We start from the raw sequence: 18,210 nt of genomic DNA on the forward strand, positions 1-18,210 counted from the left end.
TTTATTCTCCTTCATTCCAAATATTTTGAATTTGCCCTAGATTCTGCCCTTTGGTTCTAAATTTATGGGCGATTAAAATCGCTCGCAATGCTTCATAACTTTGCTTTAACTCATCGTTAATGATAAGATAATCATACTCGCTAAGCTCTTTCATTTCATCACTAGCGTTTTGTAATCTTTTTTCTAGTTGTATTATTGTATCAGTATTTCGCTTAATAAGTCTTTTTTTTAACTCATCTTTATTTTTTGTAGTAATAAAAACAGAAACAATCTTATCAGCCATTTTTTTTCTGGCTATTTTAAATCCTTGCACATCAATATCAAAAACAACTATTTTTCCATTATCTAAAGCATTTTGAGTGTGCTTTAAAGAAGTACCATAAAAATTTTCATGCACTCTAGCCCATTCTAAAAAATGATCACTATCTATACCTTTTTGAAATTCTTCATGGGATATAAAATGATAATGTATTCCATTTTTTTCACCCTCTCTTGGTTTGCGAGTTGTTGAAGAAATAGAAAAATAAAGCTCATCTTCAAATTCATCAAAAAGTTTTTTTAAAAGAGTTGATTTTCCAGCACCACTAGGACCTGAAATCAACAAAACAAAACCTTGCAATTTCAATCCTCTTTAAAACTAATGTTTATATTTATATTCATATTCATACCCTTAAGAGCAGCTTTTAAGGTATCATCTTTAATACTTGAAGTGATCGCTCCTGCTATGCTTTGGCTAAGCTCATTAACTATCTCTTCGCTATTATCATCTTTAGTTACATCACTTACTATAGGCTCTTCATTTTTTTCTAAGATTTCCTCTCCAAGAGCTTCTTGTATATCACTTTCTTTCAATGTATCAAAATCACTTATATTTAAATTTGGCACAACCACTTCCTCTTCATTTGTTCCTAATTCTTTATCGTCTAAAATTGGTTCATCTTTAAAATCTTCTAAGACCTTGCTACTATTATCACTATCAATACCATAATCAAGCTCATCAAGTTGAGCTAGTTCTTCTTTGATTTGATCTTGAGTACTCAAATTTGAAGCAAAATCATCTATTTCATCTTGAATATCTTCTTCCACAACAGGAGCAAACTCCTCTAAATTTTCCTCTGATTCTTCATTATATTTTGCTTGACCTAAAAATTCAGCATCCTCAGGAAGATCATCAAAATCCATTTCTTTTTCTTGCTCTTCAACCTCAGGAAGATCATCAAAATCGCTTATATTAGCTTGTAATTCTTTATTATCTTCTAAATCTTCATCATTTTTATCATCTAGCTCATCTAAACTAGGCTCAGTATCCAAAGCTGTATGTTCTTGGCTTAAGTCTTCTTTTTCACTTTCGCCATCTTCTAAAGTTAAATCTAAATCAATTTGAGTGTCTTCTTGAGTCTGTTCTTTAATTGTTTCTTGTTCTAAATTGTCATGTTCTAAATTTTGAGTTTCTAAAGTTTTGTTTGAATTATCATCTTGAGATTCGCTAAGCTCTTCTTGCATTTCTAATGTATTTGTTTTAGAATCGTCTAATAATTCTTGCTTTTCTATTTCTTCATTTTTATCATCTTCTTTGATTTCTAAATCTTCATCATTTTTATCATCTAGCTCATCTAAACTAGGCTCAGTATCCAAAGCTGTATGTTCTTGGCTTAAGTCTTCTTTTTCACTTTCGCCATCTTCTAAAGTTAAATCTAAATCAATTTGAGTGTCTTCTTGAGTCTGTTCTTTAATTGTTTCTTGTTCTAAATTGTCATGTTCTAAATTTTGAGTTTCTAAAGTTTTGTTTGAATTATCATCTTGAGCATCATCATCAAAACTCAAATCTTCCATTCCCTCTGAATTTATATCTAAAGAATTTTCATCAGGCAAATCATCTAAATTTAAATTATCTAAATCCAAGCTTATATCAGCATAAGGATTTTCATCATTGCTTAACATTGGCAAATCAATAGATGTATGCTTGTTCGCATCTTTATTATTAAGTAAATTTAAAAAATCTGTAGGTAAAAAAGGTTTTTGTAAAATTTGCGCATCTATATCTTCTACATTTTGATTTCGCGGGGCTAAAAAAATCAATCTATCGCATTTTTCTTTAAGAATTTTTAAAGGTGCTGGAGTATCACTATCTACAACAATCACATCATAATTACCCAAATTTTCACTATAAGCATTAAGTTCTTCAAAATCATAAGACATTTTTTTAGCACTAAGGCTTACAAGTCTTGAAACTACAGGGTTTTCATTTAAAAGTAAAATTTTCATCACTTTAATCCTTAAAAAATAATCGCTATTTTACGATAATTTCATTTATCCTTTCCTTAGGAGAAAAAAAGAGTTTGCATATGAGTAAAAAGTTCTAAAATTAAATTTTTAAAATATTGCATCATAACTAGTAAAATAGCAATCAAAACTACAAAACCTAGAGCTATCTTTATAGGATAGCCAATAACTAAAAGATTAAATTGTGGCATTGTTTTCATCAAAAGTCCAAAAATAACATCGGCTAAAAGTGAAATTCCAAGTATAGGAAAGCTCATAGTAAAACCTATGATGAAAATATTAAACATACCCATATTTAAATAATGCATTAAATTTTCATGCGGATAAAATCCACCTAAACTAATATAACCCAAAGAATGACTTAAAAACAAAAGCATTAAATGATGGCCATCAAAAGCAAGAAAAAACATCAAAGCAAGCAAATTTAAAATTTGTGCCGTAATAGGCATACTCGTTCCAGAACTTGGATCTAATATACTTGCCATAGTAAATCCCATAGTAAAAGCAATTTGCTCACCTGCCATCATAATAATAGCAAAAATAATTTGAAGCATTAATCCTGCTATCATTCCAAAAATCACTTCACTAATAAGCTGTAAAACAAAAAAACTATCTAAATGCAAAGATTCTAATCTAGCCAAAGGATATAAATACATAGTCAAAAATAAAACTATAGTACTTTTTATTACCATAGGAATAGAATTATGTGAAAAAAAAGGAAAAAAAACTATAAGACCACTCATTCTAGCAAGAAGCAACATAAAAGTTACAACATTTTTATCGCCTAAATAATTAACAAATTCCATTGACGTTTATAGTATAAATTTTATCACAAAAACTTGCGAGCTTACTATCGTGAGTTACAAAAAATAAAGCCGCATCATTTTCTTTAACATAAGAAATTAAAAGTTCGATAACATTTTTAGCATTATCAAAATCCAAATTTCCAGTTGCTTCATCAGCAAAAATAATCTTTGGTTTTTTACAAAGCACACGTGCGATACTCACACGCTGTTGTTGTCCGCCGCTAAGCTTTCCTATTTTTTGATGCAAAAGTGTATCAATACCTAACCTTTTTAAAATTTTCTCATCTAAATCTTGACCCGATAAAACACTAGCAAGTTCGATATTTTCTAAAGCTGAAAAACCTTTAAAAAGATAATGTGTCTGAAAAATAATACCAAAATCATAACGGCGAATTTTTAATCTTTCATTTTCATCCATCTGATAAAGATTAGAACCTTTAAAAAAAACTTCACCTTTTTTTGGAATTAATAAAGAAGAAAGTATATGCAAAAGAGTAGATTTACCACAACCGCTACTCCCTTGAATAGCAATGCAATCTTTAGTATTTAAAGTAAGATTTAAACCCTCAAAAAGCGGATAATCAAAACTATGGCTTAAATTTTCCGCTCTTAAGAGTTCCATTTTTAACCGTTTTTAAAGTTGTGCAGCAACTTCAGCCGCAAAATCTTCAGTTTTCTTTTCTAAACCTTCGCCAACTTCAAAGCAAATAAATTCAACAATTTTAATTTTTCCACCAAATTCTTTTTCTTTTTCAGCGATCACTTGTTCTACAGTTTTTTTATCATCCATTACATAAAACTGACCCATTAAAGTAAGTTTGCTATCGAGTTGAGAATTATCAGCTATAAAACTATTCATTTTACCCGGGATAATATTGTCCCAAATTTTTTCAGGTTTACCTTGAGCTTTAAGCTCTTCTTTGATTTTTTCTTCAGCTTCTTTTAAAATTGCATCGCTTAATTGTTTGCGACTTGCAAATTGAGGAATTTTATGTTCAGGTTTATTTGGATCTTTAAGTCTGCGTCTTTCTTCATTTTCTTTTTCAAGTTCAGCAACCAAAGCTTTGTATTCATTTTCAACAAAAGTCATATCCAAATCTTCATAACTTAAATAACTTGGTCTCATTGCTGCAATATGCATACAAATTTGTCTTAATAAATCTCTTGATTTTGAAGCTACTTCAGCACTATCACAAGCTGCAGCGATCACAACACCAACACGGCCATTTGTATGAATATAACCATTTACAACGCCGTTAGCACCTGCTTTTAAAGTTGCAAATCTTCTTACAACTAAGTTTTCTCCTATAGTTGCAATTTGACTTTTTAAATATTCTTCAAATTTTACGCCATTAATTGTGCTTGAATGAAGTTCTTCCACACTTTGCAAGCTATTGCTTTGAATATGAGCTGTAGTATCTTTTGTTAAAGCGATAAACTGATCATTTTTTGCCACAAAATCTGTTTCGGAATTAATCTCACTTACAGTTGCACTTGTAAAATCATCACTTACTTTTACACTTACCAAACCTTCTGCAGCAAGTCTATCTGCTTTTTTAGCAGCCTTACCTAAACCTTTTTCTCTTAAAAGTTGTACTGCTTTATCAAAATCTCCATTAGTTTCACTCAAAGCATTTTTACAATCCATCATCCCCGCGCCTGTACTTTCGCGGAGTTCTTTTACCATTGCAGCAGTAATTTCAGCCATTATTCTTGCTCCTCACCGAAGTCTTCTTCGCTCATCGCTTCATCTAAAACTTCTTTTTTCTCTTCATCGGTGATTTCTTTTTCTTCATTTACTAAAGCTTCGCCATCTTGTTCTCTTAAAGCTTTTCCTTCATTAATCGCTTCAGCCATTTCTTGGCAGAAAAGTTGCACTGAACGAATTGCATCATCATTTCCTGGAATAGGATAAGTTACCAAGTCAGGATCGCAGTTTGTATCTAGTGGAGCTACAACAGGAATTCTTAATCTATTTGCTTCTTGAACAGCAATTTTTTCTTTTACTGTGTCAATAACAAAAATCATATCAGGTTGAGTTTTCATATAACGAATTCCACCTAAATAAGCTAATAATTTTTCTTTTTTTCTTGTAAGCATTAAAGCTTCTTTTTTAGTTAAAAGTTTAATACTTCCATCTTCTTCCATTTTTTCAATTACTTCTAATTTTCTAATTGATTGGCGAATAGTACCAAAATTTGTCATCATACCGCCAAGCCATCTATGATTTACATAAGGCATACCGCATTTTTCAGCGTATTCTTTAATCGCTCCACCTGCTTGTTTTTTTGTCCCAACAAAAAGTATAGTTTTTCCTTCAGCAGCAGCGTCACGAACGATATTATAGGTATATCTAAAATATCTTAAAGTTTTTTGTAAATCAATTACATAAATACCTTTTCTCTCGCCAAAAATGAATTTTTTCATCTTTGGATTCCAGCGTCTTGTTTGGTGTCCAAAATGCACACCGCATTCTAATAAATCTCTCATACTAACCATGAGTTTCTCCTTATAAATTTAGCTTTATTCCTCCACATCCCTTAATTTACACAAGCTAAAAAGGATTGATGTGTGTGAAATGAAGCTAAGATTTTATCAAATTTAAGTTTAGTTTTTACTTATATATGTAGTCCTTGGTAAGACTTAAATTATTATTGATTTCTTTTGTGATTAAAAATTGAAACAAATCCACGCTTCCAACACGAAAAGCAGAGGCACAAGAACGAAGGTACAAATCCCACATTCTTATAAATTCTTCATCATATTTTTCCCTTACCTTGTCTAATACTTTGTTAAAATTTTCATCCCATAAATCTAAAGTTTTTGCATAGTGCATTCTTAAACTTTCTGCTAAAAGAAGATGAAAATCCCACTCACTCATAGCACTTACAACCTCTCTTAAAGAAGGTAAATATCCTCCTGGAAAAATATATTTATCTATCCAAGCATTTGTTTTTCCTTCAAACATAGCTAAAATAGAATGCAAAAGCATAGAACCTCCAGGTTTTAACACTTGTTTTACTTTCATGAAATAAAGTCCTAAATTCTCTTTGCCTACATGTTCAAACATACCCACAGAAACAACTTTATCAAAATAATTTTCAAATTCTAAATCTTGATAATTTTGAAGTCTTATTTCTATTTTATCTTCAAGACCAAGTTCTTTTACTCTTTCCTTAGCTTTTTTACACTGCTCCTCTGAAATAGTAATTCCAACAACCTTAACTCCATACTTTTGAGCCGCCATAATAGAAAGCCAACCCCAACCACAACCTATATCTAAAAGCTTTTCTCCTTCTTTTAAATCAAGTTTTTTAAGGGTATGTTCTATTTTGTTAATTTGAGCTTCATAAAGAGTATTATTAGGCTCTTTAAAATAAGCGCAAGAATAGCTCATAGTATCATCAAGCCAAAGCTTATAAAAATCATTACCTATATCATAATGACTTTTGATATTTTTACTTTCTTGCTTTTGAGTTATTTTGCTCAATACATCTTTTTTGGTTTTAAAAAATTGCTGATTAGAAAAATAATATAATACCTTAGCCATTTCATCATAATCGCCCTCTATGTCAAGTTTTGCCTGCATATAATGTCTTGCAAAAACCAAACTTGTATCACCAAATAACTCCAAAAAAGGAATTTTTTCTTTAAAAATTAAAGAAAATTTAGCAGGTTTGTTTCCGATAAAAAATTCTTCTTTATCCCAAAAAACAACTCTAAAATCCCCATAATCCCATTTTTTTAAAATTGATTTGATTAAAGTTTTTTCTAACATAAAATACTCCTAAATTCTAAAATAATTATATTTTGGAGTATCTCTCTTTAAATATTAAAAATTAATAAAAATGAAGAAAAAATAAGATTTTTGCCATTATCATTAAATAATGGCAAAAAATGTAATATTAATGTAATTTAGACCAAACAGAACGCTTCCAACCTATAGCAAAAATACTTAAAATTACAAAGAATATCATTACATAAATTCCTGTAGTTTTTCTTTCTTCTTTTTTGCTATCACCCACTTGATCAATATAAGATACAACCTTAGCCTGTGCAGCTTCTGTTAAACCTACTCTTGGCATAGCGGTTCCTGGAAGAAGTTTTTGAGTATTATTAATAAAATCATGTAAATATTGCTCACCACGAGATCTTATCATCATAGAAAGATCAGGCGGAACAGAACCTAAATAAGTTTTTAAATCATTTTGATTTGATGGAGTAAAAAAGCTATCGTATTTCATATCATGACAACGTCCGCAAGCCTCAATAAAAGTTGCTTTATCTTTAGCAAATTTTATATCTTTTTCCATTAAAGCCGCTTTTTGAGCACTATTTTCCATTTTAGCATATTTTGCCTCAACATCTTTCTTAATAGTAGCATCTTCATTGGCTTCAAATTTAACACTCACATCTTTAAGATAAGCAATTACATTGGCTATATTTGCATTTGTAGCTTCTTCACTTTCTCCTGAAGTATCTTTATTATAAGCTGTCATAATAAAAGCATCACCAAATTTATGATCTACTTTTAAAGCAAGCGCAGGATGCATAATCAAAGCTGCTAAAAATTTTTCATCAAAAATAGCACCAGCTGCACTAAGATCAGGTGGTATTACTCCCATAGAAGAATCAGTAATATTAGCTGCTATTCCATCTTCTTTTACACCATGACATGCAAAACAGTTATTTTCAAAAAATTCTTTACCTTTTTTTGCATCACCCTTAGCAAAATCGATCTTTGCAACATCTACCCAAAGTGTTTCAACCTTGCTTAATTCTTCTTTTGCTTTTTCAAGTTCTTTGTTTGCACTCTCTATTCTTTTAGCATCTCCTGAAGCTTGTGCATCTTTTAGAGCTAATTCTTTAGCTTCAACTATACCTTTTGCAAAAGTAGTATCTTCAACAGCAAAATCAAAATTTGCAGGAGCAACATGAGGCTTCATCACTGAATGAGCATAAGGCTCTACCCCCCAATATACAAGTGCAGTAAAAACCACTACAACTAAAAATATTTTTATTTCTCTCATTGTTTAGCTCCTTTTCTCTCCATAATAGTAATAACCGGTAAAACTACAATAAGTAAAAGTAAAAATACTATAGAAGCATAAAATCCTACCCAAGCATTTACACCTGTTGGAGGTAATTTTCCATAAACTGTTAAAACAATTAAATCGATAAGCAATATCCAAAACCAAATGAAAAATAAAGGTCTTTCATGAGCTGGTTTTACAACATCACTTCTATCAAGCCAAGGAAGTAAGAAGAAAATCACTTGAGCAATACCAAATGCAGCCAAACCTATATCAAAAGCTTTAATACCTGCAATATCAAAGAAAAATCCTCTTAAAACTTCATAACTCCATAAGAAATACCACTCAGGATAAATATGAGCTGGTGTTTTAAGTGCATTAGCTGGATCAAAATTAATTGGATCCATTGCAAATTCAAATTTAAAACAGACCAAATAAAAGAAGAAAATCATAAAAAAGCTTATATACATAAAATCTTTTGATAAAAATCCTGGCCAAAAAGGAATCACTTTAGAACCCTTTGTGTCACCTGCCATGTATTTTTCAGCCTCTAAATCAAAGTCAAGTTCTTCAGAAATTTCATTATTAACATGAGGAATTCTTAAAGAATAGAAGTGAAATGCTATAATAGCAATGATAACTATAGGAAGCAAGCACACATGAAGCATAAAAAATCTTGTTAAAGTTGGATCAGAAACCGCATAATCTCCACGAATCCAAATCACAAGCTCAGGGCCAATAAATGGTATCCCTCCAAAAAGATTAGTGATTACTTGAGCTGCCCAATAACTCATTTGTCCCCAAGGAAGCATATACCCACTAAAAGCTTCAGCAGAAAATACAACAAACAAAAGCATACCGCTAACCCAAATCATCTCACGACCTTTCTTATAAGAACCGTAATAAATTCCTGTTAGCATATGTATGTATATAATCAAAAATACAACAGAAGCGGCAACACCATGCATGTGACGCCAAAGCCATCCATAATCCACCTCTTGCATAATAGTCTTATTCACACTATCAAAAGCAAGTGCAGTATCTGGTTTATAATACATCACAAGTAAAAGTCCTGTAACAAAAAGCACTGCAAAAAGAGTGGTTAAAATAACCCCCATTGCCCAAAGAAAGTTAATTTGCTTTGGTATCCAATACTTTACCATTAAAACATCAAGCAGTTTATGTACCGCAAGTCTTTGATCAAGCCAATCTACAAGACCATTAGCTTTTCTAATTTGTGCCATCTTAAGCCTCCGCTATCATTTTTTTATATTCAGGACCCTCTTCACCTAAAACAAGCTTGGTTCCATCAATTTTAAAAGGAGGAATTTCAAGAGGCTTTGGAGGAGGTCCAAAGACATTTTTTCCACTTGTGTCAAATTCTCCACCATGACAGGCGCATTTAAACAATTGCTCACTTGGTTGGTAAGCAGGTATACAACCCAAATGCGTACAAAGTCCTATAACCACAGTATAAGCTGCGTTATCTACCACAACATCACGTTTTTCATCTTTTGGCATACTCGCATCTTTTTTTAATATAAAAATAGGCTTTTTACGCCATTCTATAGTTCTAAGCTCTCCATCTTGCATTCCTGATAAATCTACTGTAGTAAAACCTGCAGCTTTAACACTTGGAAGCGGATCCCAAGTTTTTTTCATCGCAACAAGTGAGAAAACACCGCCTACAGCAGCTACGCTTCCAAATGCAAAGCCCATAAAGCTTCGTCTACTCTCAGATGTAGCCATAACTTGCTCCTTTCGATTTTATTTTTTAACCAAGTTAAAAGTTTATCGAAATTAAAATAAATTTTTTCTTTGTTTAACAAGTTTTGATATTTAGACAATAAGAGCAAAAAGAGAAAAAACAAGCACAGGTAAAGTTATCAAAAAGCCAAATTTACAATATTGCCAAAAAGAAATATTAATGCCTTTTCTAGCCAAAACTCCAAGCCAAAGCAAAGTTGCTAAAGAACCTATTGGCGTAAGTTTTGGACCTATATTTACACCTAAAAGATGTGCATAAATCATCAAAGAATCAAAAGAAAAATTCTCAAAATATTCTTTTAATGCCAAATCTCCGATTAAAACCATAGGCAAATTATTAAACACAGAAGATCCAAAAGCTGAAATCAAAGCCACACCAAAAATTCCACTCTTATCTTGCATCAAAAAAGCATAGCTTTTAACCAAAATTTCACTCACACCTATTTTATGTAAAGCAAAAACCACCATATAAAGCCCAAAACTAAAAAGCAAAACTCCATAAGGTGCTTCAAAAAGAATTTTAATACTTTTTTTACCTTGAATTTTTAAAACAATAAGCCAAAAAATTCCCGCCCAAAGCAAAGCAAAAAAACTTATTTTAATATTAAAAATTTCACCTATAAAAAAACTAATAACAAAAAGAAATAAAAATACTATGCAAAGAAAAAACAATTTCAATGAAATTTGCTCTTTTTTGATTAATTTAAATTCAAGCCTTTTAGGTAAAACTCTCACATAAAGCACAAAAACCGTAACTATAGTAGAAAGCAAAACAAAAAAATTTGGCAAAAACATATTTTTAGCAAATTCTAAAAATTCTATCTTAAAATAATTTGCTGTGATGATATTGGTTAAATTTGAAATAACCAAAGCGTTTGAACTTGCATCACATAAAAAAGAAAGACTAAGTAAAAAAGAACTTAAAATAAAAGCATGATTTTTACAATCTTTAAGAGTTGAAAATAAAGCTATAATAATAGGTGTAATGATTAAAATCGCTCCATCGTTAGCAAAAAATGCAGAAAGAAAAAATACAAAAATCAACAAAAATAACATCAATTTTTTTGTACTGATATAAATTTTTTCTTGATTTTTCTCTCTAGAAAAATGCAAAATTTTACTCGCAATAAAATCAAAAAATCCCAAAGCTTCCAAGCTAAAAGAAAGGATAATCAACCCAACCAAAGTTAAAGAACTATCCCAAACCAAAGAAAAAACAAAACAAACATCTTTAAAATCTACCAATTGAAAAATAAAAACAAAAAAAGCCCCCAAGCTAGAAAATACCCAAATAGGTAAATTCCATGGACGCCAAAAAAGTAAAACTAAAGTAGATAAAAAAATAAAAAAAGCAAGCATTTAAGCTTTTTTCTTTTGCATTTTGATATAAATTTGCAAAATATCCAACGCTGCAGGAGTGATTCCACTGATTTGACTTGCAGCAAAAATGGTTGGAGGTTTATGATGATTAAGCTTTTCTACAACCTCATTACTCAAACCACTTACACTTTTAAAATCAAAATTTTCAGGAATTTTAAGCTCACTAAGATTTTTCATTTTTTCTACTTGAGCTTTTTGCATACTAATGTAATGATAATACTTTGCCTCATTTAAAATCTCTCTTAAGGAGTAATGATCCATAGTTTCAAATATAGGGTCAAGTTTTTTTAATTTTTCCATATCAAAACTTGCCCTTGCAACAATTTTTTGAAGATTGACTATAGAAGAAATTTTATCTTCTCCCAAACTCTCTAAAAAAGCATTATTTTGGTTGTTAGGTGTGAATTCTTTAGAAAGTAAAAATTCAAGTCCTTTTTGAAGATTGTTTGCGATATTTTGTATATAAGTAAAATCTTGCTCGCTTAAAAGCCCTAAATCATAGCCATATTTTCCAAGTCTAAGTATAGCATTTTCTTCCCTTAAAAGCAGTCTAAATTCCGCTCTTGAAGTAAACATTCTATAAGGTTCTTTTGTACCTTTTATTACTAAATCATCGATTAAAACTCCTATATAAGCTTCATCACGCCTTAAAATCAAAGGCTCTTTCATATCTATGCTTAAACTTGCATTGATTCCTGCCATAAAGCCTTGTGCTGCAGCCTCTTCATAACCTGTAGTTCCATTAATCTGTCCTGCACAATAAAGATTTTTAATCTTTTTAAGTTCTAAAGTATGCTTAAGTTCAGTTGGCTCTATATAATCATATTCTATAGCATAACCAAAACGGGTTATTTTAGCATTTTCAAAACCTTTTACAGAACGCAACATTTGAGTTTGTACTTCATAAGGTAAAGAAGTAGAAAAACCGTTAATATAATACTCCGTCGCATCGATAGTTTGAGGCTCTATAAAAAGATGATGACTTTCTTTGTCGCTAAAACGATTGATTTTATCTTCTATAGAAGGACAATATCTTGGCCCCACACCTTCAATCTGTCCCGTAAAAAGTGGAGCACGATAAAAATTATTCTTAATAATCTCATGTGTAGTTGTATTAGTGCGTGCGATATAACAAGGAAGTTGAGTAGGATTAAAATTTCTTGAACGAAAACTAAAAGCTTTAGGATTTACATCACCATCTTGAATTTCAAGCACACTAAAATCAATGCTTTTTGCATCTACTCTTGGGCAAGTTCCTGTTTTTAAACGTCCCATTTTTAAACCCAAAGTTTGTAGATAATTGCCTAAATTTACCGAAGCAAGCTCCCCTACCCTACCTGCTTGAAGTTTGTTTTCACCTACATGAATAAGTCCATTTAAAAAAGTTCCTGTTGTAAGTATCACTTTTTTGGCAAAATATGTGTTTTCTAAATTTGTTTTCACGCCTTTAACTTCATCATTTTCTACAATTAAAGCACTCGCTTGTTCTTGAGAAATTTCTAAATTTGAAAGTTTTAAAAGTTTATTACGTGTAATGATACGGTATTTATCCATATCAATTTGTGCCCTACTTCCTTGAACGGCTACACCCTTACTTTCATTTAAAATGCGAAATTGTATCCCTGCTTCATCGGTGATTTCACCCATAAGACCACCCATGGCATCAAGTTCTTTTACCAAATGTCCTTTTGCAAGCCCTCCTATAGCCGGATTACAACTTGCTGCTCCTATTTGCTCAATCAATGTAGTTAAAAGTAAGGTTTTTTTACCCATTCTAGCAGCAGCAGCACTTGCTTCAACACCTGCATGTCCACCACCTATAACAATGACATCAAACATATTTTGCCTTAAAAATGTGAATTTTTAAAAGAAAGATTATATAATATTTGGACTTAAAACAAACTCGTTTTAAGTCTAACAAAAATTTATTTAGCCTCTTGAAGAGAAAAGATTAGCTCATTATAAGTTTTATCTGCATCTTTGCAGAAATTTTTAAGCATCTCAACACCCTTATTTAAGCCTTGTTGCTGTTCTGCTCTTAAAAGATCGCTATAAAGACTTTCTATTGTAGAAATAGCGCTTTTATTTGGCATACGACGAACGGAATAATAGCCTATGATATTATTATTAACATCTATTGATGGGGTTACATTTGCAAAAACCCAATAGTAATTGTTATCTTTGGTTTTATTTTTTACGTAAGCAAAAATTTCTTTGCCTTCTTTCATATAATCCCATAAATATTTAAAAACAGTTTTTGGCATCTCTTCATGTCTTACTATGTTATGAGGTTTATTTAAAACTTCACCCATGGTATAACCTGCATACTTTAAAAAATCATCATTTGCATAAACTATTTTACCTTTTAAATCTGTTTTAGAAGTAATTAAACTATCTTCTTGTAAAAAAATTTCTCTTGACATTTTCCCACCCTCTTAATTTATATTTTTAATTTTGCTAAGATTTCAGCACTTCTTTGCTCTAGTGATTTAATATCATTTACAATCGCATCATAAGCTTTTTGATCGATATAATCTTGACTTGATTCTTCTATTGCTTTTTTAGCATTATCTTTTATAAATTCTTTAGCTAAATTTAACTCAGCTTCAGAGCTAAGCTCATTAATAACACCCTGAGCTCTCTCATCTTGGCAAAGATTAGAAATTGGATCTACACTTTCAAGATTAAAATTTTGAGCCCCATTTAAATTTAAATATATATTTGATTTATAAAGAATATGATCGATTTTAACTACAGACAAAATCAATCTCTTTGCAAAGGATCCAAAATTAATACCAAGAGCACTACTATTTTCTTCTAGACGTTTAAAAGCTTGAGAAAATTTATTAATTCTTTCTTCAGATTCACTAACAATGTTAAAAACTTGCTCACTGCCACTTTGGATATTTACAAAATCTTGTTGCATAGTCTGAATTGCAATAGAAATTTCGCTTGTAGATCTTTGAGTTCTTTCTGCTAACTTTCTAACTTCATCAGCCACAACCGCAAAGCCTCTACCATGTTCTCCTGCACGTGCAGCTTCAATAGCAGCATTTAAAGCTAGAAGATTGGTTTGATCAGCTATATCACGTATTACTTCAACCACTGAAGTGATATTTTGAGAATTAGCCACAAAAGTTTGCACTGTTTCCTTGCTTGAATTTACAACATCCATTAAAGAACCCATAGCACTTTGCAAAGAATCCACTTCTGAGCCATTTTCTGTAGCTGTATGAGTAATGGCATCAACTGTATCATATACATTTTTCATCATACTAATATCTTGATTTAATGAGCTAGAAATTTGAGACATATCTTTATTTTGATTTCCAAGGCTTAAATCCATTAAAGTTCTTGATAAAGCATTTTTAAAAGTAGATCTTGCTGTCACTTCTATGTTTGCTAAAGCTTTATTTATAAATTCGATATTATGAGCAAAAATTCCTTTTAAACCTTCAGGTAAAGCCTTGCGATAAAATTCACCTTTTTGAGAACAAGAAATAGACATATTAATTTCCCTTAAGTAAGCTTCTAGCCCATCAATAGTATTGTTAAGATTATCTGCTATTTCGGCTAATTTTTTGCTTTTTGTTTTTACATAGATGATTCTATTGTCGAAATTACCCTCTTTTAACTCTCTACAAAGAACCAAAAGTTTATCTATCATTATTTGCTCATCTTTGTGTTGTCTAAACAAATAAATCATTAAAACAGCGATTAAAATAAAAATTATCACTCCAACATAAATATGAAAAAAAATAGCACCTAAAATACCAATAATGCTTAGAAAAATAGTTAATAATAATCCATTTTTCACCATAAATTTACCCCTTTTATTGAAAATTTTTTGAAATCATAAATCAAAACAATACTTTAACGATGCACTGATTTAATTTTCAGTAGAAGATTATATAATAATAAAGATTAAATATATCTTATTTTAATTATTTTCTTGTAAGTTAAAAACAAGCTCATTGTAAGTCATTTTATAAGAACTTACAATATCCATTAAAGCTGAAACTCCAGCATTAATACCTGATTTTTTCTCTTTTTCAAGTAAAATTTTATAAACTTCCTCAATTATAGAAAGAGATTTTCTATTGGGTGCACGACGAACAGAATAATAATTGATGATATTTCCATTAGCATCAAATGAAGCACTTACATTTGCAAAAACCCAGTAAAAATTACCATCTTTGGCTTTATTTTTCACAAATGCAAAAATTTCATCTCCTTTTTGAATATAATCCCAAAGACATTTAAATACAGTGCGTGGCATATCTTCATGTCTCACTATATTATGAGATTTATACAAAAGTTCACCAACTTTATAACCTGCGTATTTTAAAAAGTCATTATTGGCATAAATGATATTCCCTTTAAGATCTGTTTTAGAAGTAATTAAAGCATTTTCAGATAAAACTATTTCTTTCATAATTTAAAATATCCCAACAAAACAAATGAATCAAAATATAAAATTATTACTAATAATAAATAACAAAAAGCAAACTGAATTGCAAAATTATAAAATTTTCAAAACATATTTTAAAATTCATAAATATGCAAATAATGAGAAATTTTGTAACATATATATATAAAATTGTCATATCATATAAAAGAAAGTATTTCTAGATTTGTTTTTTTGTTAAAATTTACGATACACATTGTTAAAATTATATTTTACAAAGATCAAAAGGAGTGAATAAACTTGGAAACTTTAAGTCAAACTTTAGCTGAAAGAAAACCGCCTTTATATAAACGTATTATCAAAAGTCTTGGATTTTGGGTGATTATAGGCATTATTACAGGTATTGTACTTGGCTATACAGATAAAGAATTAGCCATTGCTAGCAAACCAGGAGTTGATTATTTTATAGGTGCTTTAAAGGTTCTTATAGGCCCTATTATTTTTGTTACTTTAGTTTTGGGCATCATTAGTCTTGAAAGTTTAAAAAAAGTAGGTAGCATTGGTGCTAAAGCGGTTATTTACTTTGAAGTTGTAAGTACTTTAGCACTTGCTATAGGTATTTTTATGGCAAATGTTATGCAACCAGGCCATGGAATGAATCTTGATCCAAGTCAACTTGATACAAAAAGCGTTCAAAAATACATTTCTCAAACCACAGAAGTAAGTGCGAGCTCTGAGATTATGCATATTTTAAAAGATGCTATGCCTACTGATATTATCACGCCTTTTACAGAAGGAAAAACCATACAAGTTTTGGTTATTGCTATAATTACTGCTTTGATTATTTCTTTAATGAGAATAGAAGACAAACAGGCAATTCAAAGAGTTTTTGAAGTGGTACAAAATTTTGTTTTTAAAATTCTACAAATCATTATGTATTTTAGTCCTATTGCCGCCTTTTCAGCAATGGCTGTACTCATAGCTCAATACGGAATTGGCTCTTTGATCAACTTAGCATATTTACTTTTAGTAATGCTGATTTCATGTCTTGTTTTTATATTTGGAATCTTAGGTCTGATTTGTTATTTTGCAAAAGTAAATATCTTCAAATTTATGAGATTTATCTCAAGAGAAGTATTGATCGTTTTTGCAACCAGTTCAAGCGAGTCTGCGCTTGCTCCTTTAATGAGAAAACTAGAAAAAGCAGGACTTTCTAAAGCAACAGTCGGACTTGTTTTACCAACGGGATATAGTTTTAATCTTGATTGTACAAATATTTATCTAGCTATGAGCTTAATCTTTCTAGCACAAGCTTTCAATGTAAATTTAAGTTTAGCACACGAAATCAGTATTTTAATAGTATTAATGATAGCTTCAAAAGGTGCAGTAGGTGTAACTGGATCAGGTTTTATAGTGCTTGGAAGTACGCTTGCGGCTCTAGGAAATATGGAAATTTCAGAAGCAAATGCAACCTTAGCACAAGTTCTACCAGTAGCTGCTATAGGTGTTCTTTTAGGTGTTGATAAATTTATGTCTGAAATGAGAGCGGTTGGAAATCTTTGCGGAAATTCAGTAGCAGCTTTAATCGTTGCTATCTGGGATAAACAAATTGATTGGGAAAAATTCCGCTACGCTATGGACAATCCGGAAAAATTTCATAATGCTGGAATGAACTAATGAGTTCTTTGGAGGAAATCATATCGATTAACCTCCTCTAAAGTATTATCTTTTTTTCTAAATTGTTTTAAAAAACTTTCATTGAAATTAAAACTAAATCCAACTTGAACAACAGTATCATCAACAGTCTCTCTTGCACTATAATCACGACGCAATAAATTTAAACTAAATACACTATAAGGAGAATAAGATACTTGATAATTAGTTTTATCATTATCCTTACTTATATCAAAAGCAAAAGCGGTATAAGTTGGAATTACAAAACTCATTCCAAGCTGTAAATTTTTTTCTGCTTCATTGGGTATATAATAATTACTATAAGCCTTTATAAATTTACTATAACCAAACTCTGTACCAAAGCTTTTAGTATCTTTTTGTTCTTTTTGTTTATCAATAAAACCATTAACTCCAAATAAAAAATCATCTTTTTCATAACGATTGATTAAACCCCCTGAGTAATTATAATTATCTTGAGCTACAAAAAGTTCTTTTTGAAAAAGCAAAGAATTATTCTCCCCCTCATAAAGAGAACTTAAATTTTTAACCTGCGCGTTTTCGTTTTGAAAATCTAAATTCCCATCTGTTTTATCTATACCATTATTATTTTCTAAAGTTTTTGAAAGCAAGCTATCAAAAGTGCTTTTAAAATCCACATTCTCTTCTTGAATTTTTGGAGCTTCTTTGGTATTTTTATAATCAAAGTGCTCCCAAGAATTTTGATTATTATTTTTTGCTAAAGCCTCTGTAAGTTCATCGGCATTGAGTAAAGAAAACAATGCTATTATATAAAAAATACCCCTCATTATTCTTATATTCCTTATTATTTCTTGTTTGAGTATTTATTATAAAAAAATAA

17 protein-coding genes are annotated in these 18,210 nt (G+C 30.5%); 1 reads left to right on the forward strand and 16 read right to left on the reverse strand.

What is annotated here, in order from left to right; translation table 11 throughout:
- Position 1: 1 nt before the first annotated feature.
- The 15 genes from gmk to cetC all read right to left on the reverse strand — a co-directional run bounded on the left by gmk (position 2) and on the right by cetC (position 15,704).
- Positions 2–625, reverse strand: coding sequence for a guanylate kinase (gmk, locus tag ELQ06_RS03235; RefSeq protein WP_002860253.1), 624 nt, complete (start codon positions 623–625; stop codon positions 2–4).
- Positions 622–2,265: a hypothetical protein gene (locus ELQ06_RS03240; protein WP_052797644.1), complete on the reverse strand. Its 1,644-nt coding sequence runs from the start codon at positions 2,263–2,265 to the stop codon at positions 622–624. The genes gmk and ELQ06_RS03240 overlap by 4 nt, the downstream gene beginning before the upstream one ends.
- Positions 2,266–2,321: 56 nt before the next feature.
- Complete coding sequence (gene fliR, locus ELQ06_RS03245; RefSeq protein ID WP_002859266.1) at positions 2,322–3,089, reverse strand: flagellar biosynthetic protein FliR; 768 nt, start codon at positions 3,087–3,089, stop codon at positions 2,322–2,324.
- A complete protein-coding gene (locus tag ELQ06_RS03250; protein ID WP_002867385.1) occupies positions 3,076–3,711 on the reverse strand; it encodes an ABC transporter ATP-binding protein in 636 nt (211 codons plus the stop codon). The genes fliR and ELQ06_RS03250 overlap by 14 nt, the downstream gene beginning before the upstream one ends.
- Before the next feature lie 12 nt (positions 3,712–3,723).
- Positions 3,724–4,797 (reverse strand): translation elongation factor Ts, encoded by a 1,074-nt coding sequence (gene tsf, locus ELQ06_RS03255; RefSeq protein ID WP_002852901.1) that lies wholly within the window; start codon positions 4,795–4,797, stop codon positions 3,724–3,726.
- Entirely contained in the window at positions 4,797–5,588 is a 792-nt protein-coding gene (rpsB, locus tag ELQ06_RS03260; RefSeq protein WP_002892710.1) for a 30S ribosomal protein S2, read from the reverse strand. The genes tsf and rpsB overlap by 1 nt, the downstream gene beginning before the upstream one ends.
- Before the next feature lie 115 nt (positions 5,589–5,703).
- The gene (locus ELQ06_RS03265) at positions 5,704–6,867 is read right to left on the reverse strand and encodes a cyclopropane-fatty-acyl-phospholipid synthase family protein (protein WP_002864838.1); all 1,164 of its coding nucleotides are present in this window, start codon (positions 6,865–6,867) and stop codon (positions 5,704–5,706) included.
- Between the two features lie 127 nt (positions 6,868–6,994).
- Complete coding sequence (locus ELQ06_RS03270; RefSeq protein ID WP_002864542.1) at positions 6,995–8,119, reverse strand: cytochrome c1; 1,125 nt, start codon at positions 8,117–8,119, stop codon at positions 6,995–6,997.
- A complete protein-coding gene (locus tag ELQ06_RS03275; RefSeq protein ID WP_002852758.1) occupies positions 8,116–9,366 on the reverse strand; it encodes a cytochrome bc complex cytochrome b subunit in 1,251 nt (416 codons plus the stop codon). The genes ELQ06_RS03270 and ELQ06_RS03275 overlap by 4 nt, the downstream gene beginning before the upstream one ends.
- Before the next feature lies 1 nt (position 9,367).
- Positions 9,368–9,871, reverse strand: a complete 504-nt coding sequence (gene petA / locus ELQ06_RS03280; RefSeq protein ID WP_002852880.1) for a ubiquinol-cytochrome c reductase iron-sulfur subunit — start codon at positions 9,869–9,871, stop codon at positions 9,368–9,370.
- A 90-nt stretch (positions 9,872–9,961) separates the two neighbouring features.
- Positions 9,962–11,248, reverse strand: a complete 1,287-nt coding sequence (locus tag ELQ06_RS03285) for an arsenic transporter (RefSeq protein ID WP_052781696.1) — start codon at positions 11,246–11,248, stop codon at positions 9,962–9,964.
- Complete coding sequence (gene mnmG / locus ELQ06_RS03290; RefSeq protein WP_042963042.1) at positions 11,249–13,108, reverse strand: tRNA uridine-5-carboxymethylaminomethyl(34) synthesis enzyme MnmG; 1,860 nt, start codon at positions 13,106–13,108, stop codon at positions 11,249–11,251.
- Between the two features lie 86 nt (positions 13,109–13,194).
- Positions 13,195–13,692, reverse strand: coding sequence for a bipartate energy taxis response protein CetB (gene cetB, locus ELQ06_RS03295; protein WP_002777340.1), 498 nt, complete (start codon positions 13,690–13,692; stop codon positions 13,195–13,197).
- Between the two features lie 17 nt (positions 13,693–13,709).
- On the reverse strand, positions 13,710–15,089 hold the full coding sequence (gene cetA, locus ELQ06_RS03300) for a bipartate energy taxis response protein CetA (protein WP_052797643.1): 1,380 nt from the start codon (positions 15,087–15,089) through the stop codon (positions 13,710–13,712).
- A gap of 120 nt (positions 15,090–15,209) precedes the next feature.
- A complete protein-coding gene (gene cetC / locus ELQ06_RS03305; RefSeq protein WP_052797642.1) occupies positions 15,210–15,704 on the reverse strand; it encodes an energy taxis response protein CetC in 495 nt (164 codons plus the stop codon).
- Positions 15,705–15,977: 273 nt separating this feature from the next.
- On the opposite strand from cetC, the gene ELQ06_RS03310 reads away from it, so the two are divergent.
- Positions 15,978–17,354 (forward strand): cation:dicarboxylase symporter family transporter, encoded by a 1,377-nt coding sequence (locus ELQ06_RS03310; protein ID WP_002852850.1) that lies wholly within the window; start codon positions 15,978–15,980, stop codon positions 17,352–17,354.
- Here the strand turns inward: ELQ06_RS03310 and ELQ06_RS03315 are convergent.
- Positions 17,351–18,157, reverse strand: coding sequence for an inverse autotransporter beta-barrel domain-containing protein (locus ELQ06_RS03315; RefSeq protein ID WP_002887816.1), 807 nt, complete (start codon positions 18,155–18,157; stop codon positions 17,351–17,353). The genes ELQ06_RS03310 and ELQ06_RS03315 overlap by 4 nt on opposite strands.
- Between the last annotated feature and the right edge of the window lie 53 nt (positions 18,158–18,210).

Source organism: Campylobacter sp. CH246, from assembly GCF_004378835.1.
GTDB lineage: Bacteria > Campylobacterota > Campylobacteria > Campylobacterales > Campylobacteraceae > Campylobacter_D > Campylobacter_D jejuni.

Excerpts from the sequence above, each read along its gene's own strand:
- ELQ06_RS03275 (WP_002852758.1), bottom strand. The coding sequence starts at position 9,366 with ATGGCACAAATTAGAAAAGCTAATGGTCTTGTAGATTGGCTTGATCAA.
- fliR (WP_002859266.1), bottom strand. The coding sequence starts at position 3,089 with ATGGAATTTGTTAATTATTTAGGCGATAAAAATGTTGTAACTTTTATG.
- ELQ06_RS03285 (WP_052781696.1), bottom strand. The coding sequence starts at position 11,248 with ATGCTTGCTTTTTTTATTTTTTTATCTACTTTAGTTTTACTTTTTTGG.
- ELQ06_RS03240 (WP_052797644.1), bottom strand. The coding sequence starts at position 2,265 with ATGAAAATTTTACTTTTAAATGAAAACCCTGTAGTTTCAAGACTTGTA.
- ELQ06_RS03265 (WP_002864838.1), bottom strand. The coding sequence starts at position 6,867 with ATGTTAGAAAAAACTTTAATCAAATCAATTTTAAAAAAATGGGATTAT.
- tsf (WP_002852901.1), bottom strand. The coding sequence starts at position 4,797 with ATGGCTGAAATTACTGCTGCAATGGTAAAAGAACTCCGCGAAAGTACA.
- cetA (WP_052797643.1), bottom strand. The coding sequence starts at position 15,089 with ATGGTGAAAAATGGATTATTATTAACTATTTTTCTAAGCATTATTGGT.
- ELQ06_RS03270 (WP_002864542.1), bottom strand. The coding sequence starts at position 8,119 with ATGAGAGAAATAAAAATATTTTTAGTTGTAGTGGTTTTTACTGCACTT.
- petA (WP_002852880.1), bottom strand. The coding sequence starts at position 9,871 with ATGGCTACATCTGAGAGTAGACGAAGCTTTATGGGCTTTGCATTTGGA.
- cetB (WP_002777340.1), bottom strand. The coding sequence starts at position 13,692 with ATGTCAAGAGAAATTTTTTTACAAGAAGATAGTTTAATTACTTCTAAA.
- ELQ06_RS03250 (WP_002867385.1), bottom strand. The coding sequence starts at position 3,711 with ATGGAACTCTTAAGAGCGGAAAATTTAAGCCATAGTTTTGATTATCCG.
- rpsB (WP_002892710.1), bottom strand. The coding sequence starts at position 5,588 with ATGGTTAGTATGAGAGATTTATTAGAATGCGGTGTGCATTTTGGACAC.
- ELQ06_RS03315 (WP_002887816.1), bottom strand. The coding sequence starts at position 18,157 with ATGAGGGGTATTTTTTATATAATAGCATTGTTTTCTTTACTCAATGCC.
- mnmG (WP_042963042.1), bottom strand. The coding sequence starts at position 13,108 with ATGTTTGATGTCATTGTTATAGGTGGTGGACATGCAGGTGTTGAAGCA.
- cetC (WP_052797642.1), bottom strand. The coding sequence starts at position 15,704 with ATGAAAGAAATAGTTTTATCTGAAAATGCTTTAATTACTTCTAAAACA.